This is a genomic window from Egbenema bharatensis FJBBOT/2019 (genome assembly GCF_048077055.1).
Classification (GTDB): Bacteria; Cyanobacteriota; Cyanobacteriia; order Elainellales; family Elainellaceae; genus Egbenema; species Egbenema bharatensis.
Genome location: NZ_CP182236.1, coordinates 3,927,046 through 3,939,153 on the forward strand (window position 1 = coordinate 3,927,046; position 12,108 = coordinate 3,939,153).

Below are 12,108 nucleotides of genomic sequence, written 5' to 3' on the forward strand. Positions count from 1 at the left end.
GCTGGTTTGATCATTTGAACTGATACAAACCTGGGAAGCCCGGATTGAGGAAAATCGCATCGAAGAAGAGCGATCGCATTTCATGATCCTCCTCCTTCACAGTCCAGGCAGAGCTTGGGCAAACAGAGCGGCAAAGTCTTGGGTGACTGAAGCGGAGGGGTCTTCGACGGGTTTGGAGATCAGGTCAAATGCTTTGTTTCTGGCTCCAGGCTCTCGCAGGGACTGTACCGCAACTTCTGCCACATCGGCCCTGGGAATGGCCGGCGGAATACCGTTGGGAGTCTGGCTCAAAAATACATCGTCCTTACCGACCAGCAATTCCCGCTCTCCACCTGGCTGATCCAGTAATCCCCCGGCGCGAATGATGGTGTAGTCAATCCCAGAATCGATCAGGTATTCCTCTGCTCGTCGCTTCCACACCAGAATGTTACCCTGTCCAAGCTGGTTGAGGGGGTGATTCAACTGGGTGCCGCCCATCGAGCCAACCAGCACAATCTGCTCCACCCCGGCGGCGATCGCAGCATCAATCTGGTTGCGCTGACCTTCGTAGTCGATCGCCTCTGGCATCCCCCCTGGCTCAAACTCAAAGGTGGGACGTTCTCCGGGTTGGGGCGGAGCGGTCATCCGGGGAGTCGCACTGGTGAGAATGATCAGTGCCTGACATCCTTCGATCGCTTGCTCCAGGGCAGCTTTGTCCTTGATATCCCCCAGAAAAAATCCCTCTGTTGAGCCGAATAATTCTTTAACCTTAGCCTCGGAACGGGCAAACCCGATCGCCTCAAACTCCTCTGGGTGTTGCCGCAACCTTTGCAGCGTCAGAGAACCCGTTCTGCCAGTAGCACCCGTGACTAAAACCCGTTTCGATCCCATGAGCTTGCCTTCACCCTAAACGACGATGACTGTTCCGTCCTTACTTAGTGTAGAACGGGGATGGAGCTTAAACGCTGTTGCTGTAATAAGTAAAGCTTTAGCACGCAGTGGGTTGCAGGGCAGAGGTGATAACTGGTGCGAGATCTGAGTTAACGTTCTTGTTTGAGCTAATTCTAGTAGGAGACAGGTCTCCTGAGATAGAGATAAACGCTATTACAGAAACTTTGACTAGCATAGGATCTAGTCCAACATTCATTCATTTCTCGCAGCTTATCCTCAATTTTATTGATATTTTCTGTGTAGAGGCTGATGCGCTCAGTGATATGACGATAGGCATCACTGGTAGGAGGTACAGTTTTGGTATAGTCGATGGCTTTTTCCCAGAGATTCTTAGCGTTGGTTAATTCTGCTGCCGTAAACCTGGACTTGCCATTAGTATAGTCATATGCCTGTCGAGCTAGTTGGTCGGCGACATTGAGAGTTTGCACAGCTTTTTGCTCATTGGTAATCTCTTGCTCTATCCAATCCAGTTTCTGTTTATACTCCGCCAATACTATTTTTGCTTGCTCAGCATAGGAACTTTCTGTTGGAATGGATTCGGTGATGGCGATTGCTTGGCTGAGCTCCTCTTTAGCTTTCTGCCATTCATTTAAGGGATAGGGAGGTGTGTTGACGTACTGGATAGCCTTCTGTGCCATATCTCTACCTCGCTCCAGGATAGAAGTGGCTGACTTTTCAGCATCAATACGCTGTTTAACGGTATCTAGTGCCGTACGAACTTGCCCTAGTTCCTCCTGAGCAGACGCATACAGAGATCCCCAAGAATTCTCAATGCCCCTAAGAATGTTTCGGGCGTTGGTCAGTTTCTCAGAGGCTGTTGTTAACTCGTCTAAAGTGGAGGCTTCAGAAGTATTGGCTTCCGACACCAAAACTTTAGCTTCTGCAATTGCCTTCCCTTGGGTTATTCGGACGTGCATCACACTCACACCAGCTATGCCACTTATAATTAGCAGTGCAGTGAGTACAACTCCTGCTGAACTGATGATGAAGCGTTTGTTGGTGACAAGGTTTCGCCCGTGAGCAAGCATTTGTCGAGCCATATGTTGAGTGAATTGACGGAATGTATGCCAGTTAAATGCTGAAGCTCTTGGATGAGATATGGGCAATTTAACTGTAGTTGTAGGAGCATCTTTCAGAAAAATCTCGTCAATCCATCCCTTGTTAGAAGTGTTGGTCTTTTTGCCATAGACTTTGATACTGACCAAGGTATCAATTCCTAAATCTTTGACACCTCGTTTAATGATGCCAATCAAAGACTGTTGATTTGGGATTTCATCCCCTTCAGCAAAGATTGTCAGATGCTGCTGAACTAATTTAGCCCTAATTTTTATCTGCTTTGACTCTAATGCCCGATTGAGCAAATCTGAAAGAGCTTTTGGATTTCCTCGTTGAGCTTGGGAAATAATATCGAGTTTGTGAGCCGACATAGAATTATCTCTTTGCAATGAAATTATGATTCAGAAGATCTAGAGGCACACTGTAGTTCCCCCGTTCTAGATGCCTTAGGTAAACCTGGAGCTGTCCGGGATGGCCTACTACTTTGGCAAAGAATAGCTTTTGTTACGGCGTAGTTTGACGACGAATCCTCAACGAGAAATACTGCTCCAATGAAGCTTTTAAGTCCTCTTTTCTGAGCTGTTGCAGTAACCGCCGTCATGTCATCTTCCGCAAGAGTTATCTCATATGTGTAGTTATTGTTTTCTGCTTTAATGCTGAGATCAAGCTGATTTAGAGAACTAGCAAAATGAGCATCGGTCAGGAAGAATGATTGTTGACTTCTGTTGATAGAACTAACATAGCTTCTTGCTTCTGACTCTCTTGCCTTATTAGCTTCTCCTGGTGCTGTAAACGCATGATGTACAAGCATGCTCATGCTTAACGCAACTATTACAACTACAGGTAGGGATAGGGCCAAAAAAACTTGCTTATCCAAATTACGTTTTCGGAGATATGCATGAGCCACAACTAGCCCGGTGCCTAAGAATAGAAAAATCCATCCCCAGGACAGTCCAGTTCCAGCCATCGCCATATCCGCGATTCCTCGAAAGGGGTTTCCTACCAGGTCACGGTCTATAGAAGCTTTCATATCCGAGATAACGGATTGGTAATGCAAAAACGTACCACCAACTAGAAATAAGGCCCATATGCTTGATCCATAGAGCCATGAATAATACCTTTTAACCAAGAAAACAGCTGAGAAAGCGGTTAATAAGAGGAGGACGATCGCTTCTGTAGTTCCATTGCGAAAATAAGTTAATGTACCTACAATAGGAGCAGTCATAACTGGGGAGAAGATTCCCAATATAGTTATTGCAATTCCAGCAAATCCAAGAGCTTGAGCAAGATCTAAGTTGATTACTTTACCGTTGACATCAGAGAGCTTAATTGTGAAACTGCTGGAAGAATTTTCGGTTATCTGATGACGGATTGATGAATTGACTGGTTCAAACGGACGTAGTTTTAGTTCATGGTCATAACACCAGGTTGCAAACGGTTCTCCTGTTTTTCGTCCATAAATATGAATGGTGTAGGCTGGTTCGATATTGAGTTTTTGAATACCTTTAAAGATAAATTCAGCCACACTTTCTGGAGGCACTTGCTTGGCATCAAGCATAACAGTGAGATCACCATGGTCAAGCTCGACAGATGCGGAGATTCCCCTTTTCTGGATGGATCGATTGATTAAGGCTGTAATTGCTTTTACATTTCCGTATCTTGCTTCCTCAAGTGCAGTAGATGTCATATTTTTTTTGGTGTGGTTGCTAGAATTGACTTGTATCATCTTTAGCGTTATATCTTGAAGTCCTTAAATTAACGCTGATATGCTTCTCTAATCCAATACAATGTTCTTGTATGAACAGGGAACAAAAACCGCTCAATATCATTCGCAATTTCATTTACCTCATCCCGTACCATTGAAGTTTCTGCTAGTACCTGGTATCGGGCCTCACGTTGCTGTTGAGTTTCAACGTAATACGGGTTCAGTTCTAATTCCACGTTTGCATTAAACATCCTTTGAAATGTTGCGTTGGCGATCGCATTGTTGTGTCTCGATTGTCCTAGTATCGTCAAATAGGACATATCCACACAGTTGCCATCGGGCAAAAGCATATAACTTTACCCACAAGCATCCTGGGCAATTGCACGTCCCGGAAACATTAAGCTAGCGAGACTGATGGCTACTAATAGTCGTTTCTTCATACCAGAACTCCATAGGTATTCATCTTATAGAGTTCCCATATTGTTTATCCTTTCAACACTAAAGACATATTGATTAAAAAAACTTTAGCCAACTCGAGTTAACTATCACAACTTTTGCGCCACTCTGGAACAAGCTAAAACTCCAGGACGAATCAAAGGTTAGAGTGTCTCGTTCGCCTACATATTGAGAAGAGCCAATCAGGGGATCGATCGCTCATCAATTTTAAGGCTCCCATAGGCAGATAGTCGATCGGCAAACTTTCAGAGCCAATGTTTGGTCGATCGCTCATCGATTTCAGGTGCAGCGCATATCAATAAACTCTGCCCAACTTCTAATTTCAGGTTCATTGGGTAACTCATTTGCTTCAGCGGCAACCGATCGCAGATAAAGTTCACCGAAGCGATCGCAGATAAATACACCGACTAGTGCGGAGTTTGGTTTTCCTTGCAGGTAAATACCACTGACCTGTCCCTGCTGGTCCCAAAGAATCGGGAAGGGAATAGTATGCTGATCGACAAATCCTTGCAGAGGCTCAATGCCATTTGCAGGCTGATCGGTTGCAATGGCCAGGATCTCTGTGTCAAGCGCACGATAGGTTTGATAATGCTGAGAGAGGTCGAGGAGCAATTCACAGCAAGCGTGACAGGTTGCGTGGTGGAACAGGAAGATCACCAAATTGTAACGCTGTTTGTAATGCCAGGGGCTGATAGCCATGTTGCGGTTAACCGCCTGCAATTGGAAGGATGGGATGACCTCCCCCACCGTTAAGATCGGGTCGTGCATAACTGTTTGATGCTTCTACATCCACTTGATGCTTCTACATCCACCCAACCTATCATATTGAATTGGGTTTCTTCATCCAGCATGATTGGGTTGGCTCACGGCCCAAACTTTTCCATCCTCGATTTCGCCCACTGCAAAAAAGCGATTCTCCTGCCATTAGGTAGTTGTTGGGCAATCCATCCAGTCGTTAAAAGTAGAGAGAGTTGCTCTGAAAATCAGGAGATTGAACCGTGAGTTCACAGCAGGAATCCTCAGATAAAGGCACCCTCACTTCCCCTCAGGAAAATCAGCAAGATGCCAGGATGCTGAAGATAGATGGCGATCGCCCCATTGATGAGAGTGATCTTCAGGTACAGAAGGTGTTGTCCGTGGATGGCGATCGTCCGGTGGTTGCGGATGGAGTTCAGGTGCGCGACACCATCGAAGTAGATGGACATCGGCCCGTTGCAGCCAGTTCCCTGGAGGCGAACCAAACGCTGGGAATAGATGGTAACCGCCCCATTACGCCTGGTGATTTGGATGTAGAAGAAGTGATCTATGAGGATGGGAAACGACCCATTGCAGCAGACAAAGCTCAAACTCACAAAACGCTTCCCGTGGATGGCGATCGCCCGATCACCTCAGAGCAGCCAAAACCTTCAGATATGATTCGAGACTACATTGATTAAGCTGACCCTTGATCAGGCTGCCCCCGATAAAGCGTTCGAGAGTGAAGAAGGGGCGCACTGCTGTGCGCCCTTACCGTTGTGCACCCTGACCGTAGATAAAAATTTTTGTTTCTTTGTTGCCAACCCACCTTGGAGCATGACAATCTGGGTGAAATAGCAATCTAGGTGAAAACCGATATATCATAAACAGAATAGCAGTGGTTTCCCTGACATCACCGCCTGGAGTAATTTTGTGCAACACCAACCCTCTCCTTCGCCAACACTGGCCCGGAACGCGATTCGCTTAGGTATATTGACGATCGAACTCGTTGCATTACGGAATCAAACTGGCGTAGTGAATATCGCCCTGTTCGACAGCCCAGACGGATATCCCAGCAATGCAGTTAAAGCCGTGCGATCGGGGCAATTCCCGATCATTGATGTACCGCTCATTATCCAGATCAGTGATTTACCCTATGGGGAATATGCGGTTGCCATCCACCACGATGAAACGATGGATGCCAAGCTCACCTGCAATGCCTTAGGGATTCCCAAGGAGGGTATTGGTTTTTCTGGTAATCCCAAAATTTGGAAGGGGATTCCGGCATTCCACCGATCGGCGTTTCAATTTGCGCCAGGGGATGAAACCATTTCCATCACCATGAAATACCTCTTGCCGTAGCCTCCGCCAGCATATCCAGATTAGTTTGCACCGTTTGCTGAAGCTGCTGCACGACGGTCGTGATTGTGGCAGCTCGATCTCGGTGATAGGACTCCACGTAGTCCTTCAGGTTCATCGGTCGGCCAATCCGCAGAAAGGCCTGACGATGCCCCTTGGGATCGGGTTTGTCAATGCCGAAGACTTCCCGCTCTAATCGGGTCAGTGTATCTAGAAACCGCTCTGGTGTGGGCTTTTCCGCCACATAACCATCGTAGATTGCATCAAAGTTGAGAACCCGCATCAGGGCTTTGGAGGTTGCAGCCCAATCATCTGCACCATCTTCCAGAACGATCGTCCGCTGTTGTTCCAGGGCATGGCGGATCCGGTAAACCCGCTCTCGATCGGGGTCTTCTGAAGCATGGGGCAATTTCAGTTTATTTTCACACTGGTAGAGGACTGCTGCTTTGAGATTAGCAATCCGTTGATTCCAGCTTGCCCCTGGTTCAGGCACAACCCGATGTTCTTGTTCGCAACGAGCCAACACTTTAGCTGCCGCTTGACGCAGGCGTTGATAATCATCCCCGGTGGGCGGAATGCCAAGGGCGTGTTCTAACTGTCGCAGGGCTTGATGAATGACGGGCCGCATTTTGCCGGTGTAGCGATATTTGAGGCTGAGGGGCACCGCATAGAGATCGGGAATGGGCTGGTTCCGCTTGGCACAACGCGCCAGGGCTTGTAGTCCTAATTGAACCGCTCCAGGACGAAACGGCATCACCGTATCATTCTGGAAAGAACAGCCTCCCTCTGGAAAAATTACCAGTTTGCACTGGGGTTCCAGCAATAGCTCCAGGGTTTGCACAATGCTGTGGCGATCGGCCGAATCCCCGCTGCACCGAATACGCCCCCATCTGCTGATAAAACCAGCCCTTCCAACTATCAAACTGCTCACGGGCCGCCATGTAGTAAAACGGCTGATTCAAATACCCCGACAGCAAAAATAGGGCGATCGGATCATCAAAGGTGGGATGGTTGCAGAGCAACAGGCAGCGTTCCGCACTCAAATGATCCAGCGCCACATCCGGTTCCACACTCACCATCAGATCCAGCCGATACACCACATGGGCTACATAAGGTGCAATTTGCTGGGCAGCCCACACCAGGGAGGAATTGAGTTGAGGTGGATAAAAGGAACGCGATCGAGACTTCATTAAAGGGTGACGCACTCAAAAAATGACCAGTGAATCGGAGCAGGGAGCAGATAGTCCATTAGACTCAGATAGATCAGATAGATCAAGACTGTAGCTGCGATTGTACTGGACGAAGGGGGAATCTGCGGCTGCGATCATGCCAGTTTTGAGTGCGGCAATGGTGCAAATCGGCAAACGATCGTTAGCTTTTAGCTCCCATGTGGTCGGGTTTTAGAAGTCCCTTCCGGGAACAACTGCTTCGAGACAATGCCATGCACGCCCCAGTTGCCATCCACCACCTGAGTAATGGCGAAATCCGTGCCAACGGTGATCAGGGAATAGGCCTCATCCTCGCTGATGTTCATCCCATTCATCAGGAAATTCCGCATCTTGGTAGAGCTATCCTTCAGGGCTGGATCGATCGAAGACAGTTCATAAATTTCCGTCTGGGCATCTTCTCCCAATTCAGCCAGGTAGTTAGGGAAGGTGAAGCCGTGAACAATCCAGGAGTCTGGCGTTTCCAGAAGAGGATAGTCCACACCCGCCAAAATGCTGCCTTCTAAATCCGCCTGCTTGTGGAGCACGAACTGAAACACACCAGTCATTGAGGTTTCGATTGCCGTGCCATTCAGCTCTGAATCCCCTTGAGAAGCATGGGCATCTCCAGCAGAAAACAGGGCCCCTGGAACCGCTACCGGATAATACATCGACGTGCCAATTCCCACATGGCGATCGTCAATATTGCCACCAAAATAGCTGGGAGGAATGGAATCGACAATATCCGCCTCGCTGGGAGCCACCCCCATCGCTCCAATATGTAACCGCAGCGGCAGTTTTACCCCTTCTAAGGTTTCGTCCAGTTGCACCACCTGATCTTGATCCACGATGATGCCAGGATAGTCGATGCGTTCATGCATTTCGCCATCGGGCGTTGCTTGAGGAACCCAACGGTAGCGATGAACGGCCTCAGCCCAACTGGTTTCGCCATCGGTTTCGATCGCATAAATGGTGATCACTTCGCGGGGAGAAGGATCTTCACTGAGGTTGTTGTAATGAAAGCCCCACCAGGCTCCGGCATTGGAACCGAAGGCTTTCCCTTCATAAATAGGATTACCACTCGGTCTGGGCGTGAGATCCAGAATCCGCACCTCTAATAAGTCCCCAGGTTCTGCACCACAGACGTAAACCGGGCCCGTCATAATGTGAACCCCAGCCCCCGGTTCTCCACCGTTTTTTCGTCTGCCGTCCAATGGTAAATACTTTCGATCGCCGGATCGCCCGCAATCATGCGATCATAATCATCCCCTGCATGGTGGGTAATCATTTCCAGGGTCACGTAGTCGCCAGAATTGACGTTGACAAGGGGCGACAGGTTTTTACTGAAGAATCCCCAATTCACGGTTTCGGGACTGGCTGGCAAGTTAAAGTGACGGGGATTATTGGAACTAGAACAACGGGTGGATAGGGCCGGTTCGATCGCAGGCAATCCATCCCTGGCATAGATTGGACTGTGGGGCAAAAAGCTGAATGCTGCACACAGGAACACAGCAATAGTAAATAGGGCGGGCCAGGACTTTAGCCGCCGCAAGTTTCGTGGATTGAACATATGAATTCAGTAATCGATCAAGGATTTGACTGATACTTCATCCTTTCGTGGGAGGAATACAAGTTCTGTATCCTAGACAACAAACCCAGCTTGATTTCGTTGTCTTCGTTTGCATCAATCCTTCTCAGACGCTCAGACCGTTCTCATCCTACGGCAGTGGAAAGAGAAAATTGCCCGCTTCATTGAGGGATGACAACGTTGCATCATTTAAGACCGCTTTTCTTCTAGCGATCGCCAGCTCATACAACCGCTGTAATTCAGCTTGCCTCATGGCAGGATTACTCCGATCGAGATTATTTTCTAATCTGGAACGATAGTCCTTGACCCGACTTTCCAGGATGGCTCTTGGATCGCTACTTTGAAGGATTTCCAGGAATGCGCCCTCAGGGGAGTTATTCGAGGGGTTAAGGCTCTCCAACCTACTAATCACCTGTTGAGTCAATTCATCAGGATGACGCTTCGTGGTCAGGAAATCTGCTCCATTGTCGAGTGGTTTGAACTGAAACTGGTCAGGGATTAGATCCAACAACTGCTGTCGCTGCTCCGACAAAACTGGGTTTTCCAGGTCGATCGCCATCACAGCCGCAACAAATTCCGGTGTCACAATTCCCTGCCGCATGAGTCGATCAACCCAATCGTTATCAATATGACTGGGTTCTGGAACCAGCCAGGCAAAAACTGCATCCCCAGTCCGTCCACCTAACTTGACTTCTGATTGAATAATCAGGTCTTTGTATTCATCGGGGGTTAGCTCCGTTATACCCGTAAAAGTTTGACCATCAGAAATTCCTAACCCTCGATACCCCAGTCCCCTATGACCACTGATCAAGTTTGCATTTAAGAAAAAGCTATTGGGAATTTTGACATTCTCAGTTGGGCCATCTGTCGTAATCGCAGGCAAAGGATGCAAACCTGAAAGAATGCGATCGGCACTAATGAGGTTAAATTCAGTTGTGGCAAACAGCGGTTTCAGCAGGGTTTTTCCATCAATTACTGTTTGGAATCCCTCCTCGTCCGTGACAGGGTTTTGACTATCATCCAGTTGCAGGTTTTGTGAAACCCTTGTCTGGTTAAAATTCTTAATTGATGCAGCAACGAGTCTTTCCAGATTCTCAGCACCATCAAGTCTGCTATTCGTAGCACCATCGGGTCTGCCGTCTAGCTTAGGATCTTGAGCCACTAACCAGGGTGTAACTGCACTAGCTTGCAAATAGGGCACTTGGAAATCTAGCGAATGCCAATTATTCCAGGGCCGCAATAGTTCCTTCATGACCGGAGCACCATTAATATGGCACTGCATACAGGTTCCACGACGCTGGGCAACGGTCAACTGAGCCGCATTGTCCGATGAACCCCGGAACTTCCACGACAGACTGCCTGTACCCCGTCTATCAAGCTTGTAGTAGTTGTATCGTCCCCGTTGACTGTCCCAACCCCAGGCTTCTATATCCTGCTGGTCAGGAAATTCATTGGAGTTAAACGCAACAGAGAGCATCACGTTCGCATCAAGCTGTTCCGTTCCATTGCGCCCGGCATAAGTCAGCACAGCCCTTCTCGATTGTCCGGGGGTTGGATCTGCAATCCTTTCGCTGACCACAAATGTTTTGCGCCGGGATTTGTCGGGCTGAATCAAGTCTTCAACCGCAGACAAGCTGGTTACATCGGCATGATCTTTCAAGACTAAATTAAAAAATGGATCGCCCAGGGACTCCCGTTCCTCAGGAGTCATCTCAACTGGGTTGGAGTTGGATTGTTGATCTAATAAACCTGTAGTGGACATCTGAGCGAACGCAGGTTTGGATGCCAGAGTCAGCAACAACAGTAGACTCAACAGCAATTGGAAGAACTTCTTCATGGCTCAATCTCCTAACCTTGTGACAGTGTCCGCATCAGTTCCTGCCCGGTGAGGGCCCAATCGGGTAGGCTGCTTTCAGGAGCTGAGATTACATCGGCTGCGACTTGCAGATCGTTTGCCACCTCTGCGCCACTCGTGATTCGATCGCCTCCAAGGGTAACCTCCGCTTTTGTCAGATCCAGTACGGCACGCCGACCCTTGCGGCTAATCACCCAGACCCCCTGATTCTGCGTCGAGTCATTGATATCAACCACATCGCCATCAATCCTCCAGAGACCCGTTAACTCTTTAATCCAGATGCCAGCCGGATCAACTAAGCTCAGAGCCCGCGAGGCCCGGACTGTATTTTGAGCCGCCTGGCAAATCACTGGGTCGGAATTCCGGCCTGCGCCACAAGCACCACCCACGGCCCCACAGACTGAACCTGAAGGAATACCTGCTCTGGCGATCGCGCATTGATCAACCAGGTGAAAAAGCGCATTCACGGTATTAAATCTCTGCGTTAAACAAAGAATTCCCTTTTCGCCATTGTTCCAGGGATTATTCGGTAAATGTCTTCTAAACTGCTGGGCCCGCGCCTCTCCGTTGGCAATTTCAGGATTAAAGCCAGAACCAAATAATTCCTCTAACGTTGGCTCCGCTTCAGGAATAGTATCTTGAATGCCCGCAATCAGGGCATCAACGCTGATCCTGGCCAGGGCTTGATAATACTCTGGAAACTCGGTTGTAAAGGTGACTTTGGTGACTTGGCCCGTTGCCGATTTTTCAACCCGCCATTCAACGTACTCATCCTGCCAGCGCAGTCGATCCTGATCAATCTCATCATCGGAGGCTGAAGCAGTAATCGGAAAAGCTCTCCAGGGAAGCGAATCTATCCTGCTGGTGCCAGTCGGGAGATTTTCAAACGCATCCAATAGCGTAAAACCTGAATTTAAAACTCGATTTGAGTTTCTATAAAAGCGATCGATGATGACTCGATATTCTTCTAAAGCACCCTGGCTCTCCAGAAAATCAGTTCCTGTTGGATCTGTATATGTAAACATTGTGATAACCTATCTAACGTCGTTAAAAGCTTTAATTTACAAACTCAAAAAAGCAAGCGAACCCCTTAGAATCAGAAGCATTTCATTGAAGAAATTTCCATCTGATCACGATTCGACTAGTAAATCTGGTAGCGTTTTCAATACTCCAGGCAGGCAGAATCAATCTACTTTACCTGGAAGGATAGGCAGATCTA

12 protein-coding genes are annotated in these 12,108 nt (G+C 48.2%); 2 read left to right on the forward strand and 10 right to left on the reverse strand.

The annotated features are described in order from the left end of the window. Positions 1-96: 96 nt before the first annotated feature. From ACM1PF_RS18255 to ACM1PF_RS18270, 4 genes are all read right to left on the reverse strand, one after another. The gene (locus ACM1PF_RS18255; protein ID WP_416665993.1) at positions 97-870 is read right to left on the reverse strand and encodes an SDR family oxidoreductase; all 774 of its coding nucleotides are present in this window, start codon (positions 868-870) and stop codon (positions 97-99) included. A 173-nt stretch (positions 871-1,043) separates the two neighbouring features. Further along, complete coding sequence (locus ACM1PF_RS18260) at positions 1,044-2,357, reverse strand: hypothetical protein (protein WP_416665995.1); 1,314 nt, start codon at positions 2,355-2,357, stop codon at positions 1,044-1,046. Positions 2,358-2,380: 23 nt separating this feature from the next. Beyond that, complete coding sequence (locus ACM1PF_RS18265) at positions 2,381-3,673, reverse strand: type IV pilin-like G/H family protein (protein WP_416665997.1); 1,293 nt, start codon at positions 3,671-3,673, stop codon at positions 2,381-2,383. Between the two features lie 753 nt (positions 3,674-4,426). Then, a complete protein-coding gene (locus tag ACM1PF_RS18270; protein ID WP_416665999.1) occupies positions 4,427-4,915 on the reverse strand; it encodes a redoxin domain-containing protein in 489 nt (162 codons plus the stop codon). A gap of 230 nt (positions 4,916-5,145) precedes the next feature. On the opposite strand from ACM1PF_RS18270, the gene ACM1PF_RS18275 reads away from it, so the two are divergent. Both ACM1PF_RS18275 and ACM1PF_RS18280 read left to right on the forward strand, forming a co-directional pair. Next, entirely contained in the window at positions 5,146-5,583 is a 438-nt protein-coding gene (locus tag ACM1PF_RS18275; protein WP_416666000.1) for a hypothetical protein, read from the forward strand. A gap of 232 nt (positions 5,584-5,815) precedes the next feature. Continuing rightward, positions 5,816-6,244 (forward strand): DUF2141 domain-containing protein, encoded by a 429-nt coding sequence (locus ACM1PF_RS18280; protein ID WP_416666002.1) that lies wholly within the window; start codon positions 5,816-5,818, stop codon positions 6,242-6,244. On the opposite strand, the gene ACM1PF_RS18285 is transcribed toward ACM1PF_RS18280, so the two are convergent. The 6 genes from ACM1PF_RS18285 to ACM1PF_RS18310 all read right to left on the reverse strand — a co-directional run bounded on the left by ACM1PF_RS18285 (position 6,219) and on the right by ACM1PF_RS18310 (position 11,914). Further along, entirely contained in the window at positions 6,219-7,082 is an 864-nt protein-coding gene (locus ACM1PF_RS18285) for a 1-acyl-sn-glycerol-3-phosphate acyltransferase (RefSeq protein ID WP_416666004.1), read from the reverse strand. The two genes, ACM1PF_RS18280 and ACM1PF_RS18285, sit on opposite strands and share 26 nt — an antisense overlap. Next, positions 7,003-7,446, reverse strand: coding sequence for a hypothetical protein (locus ACM1PF_RS18290; protein ID WP_416666006.1), 444 nt, complete (start codon positions 7,444-7,446; stop codon positions 7,003-7,005). The genes ACM1PF_RS18285 and ACM1PF_RS18290 overlap by 80 nt, the downstream gene beginning before the upstream one ends. 173 nt (positions 7,447-7,619) lie before the next feature. Beyond that, positions 7,620-8,609 carry an acetamidase/formamidase family protein gene (locus ACM1PF_RS18295; RefSeq protein ID WP_416666008.1) on the reverse strand — a complete coding sequence of 330 codons (990 nt, stop codon included), beginning with the start codon at positions 8,607-8,609 and terminating at the stop codon, positions 7,620-7,622. After that, complete coding sequence (locus ACM1PF_RS18300) at positions 8,606-9,016, reverse strand: hypothetical protein (RefSeq protein WP_416666009.1); 411 nt, start codon at positions 9,014-9,016, stop codon at positions 8,606-8,608. Before ACM1PF_RS18300 ends, ACM1PF_RS18295 begins: the two co-directional genes overlap by 4 nt. Before the next feature lie 148 nt (positions 9,017-9,164). After that, on the reverse strand, positions 9,165-10,871 hold the full coding sequence (locus ACM1PF_RS18305) for a hypothetical protein (RefSeq protein ID WP_416666010.1): 1,707 nt from the start codon (positions 10,869-10,871) through the stop codon (positions 9,165-9,167). A gap of 11 nt (positions 10,872-10,882) precedes the next feature. Then, positions 10,883-11,914, reverse strand: a complete 1,032-nt coding sequence (locus tag ACM1PF_RS18310) for a hypothetical protein (protein WP_416666012.1) — start codon at positions 11,912-11,914, stop codon at positions 10,883-10,885. Positions 11,915-12,108: the final 194 nt, after the last annotated feature.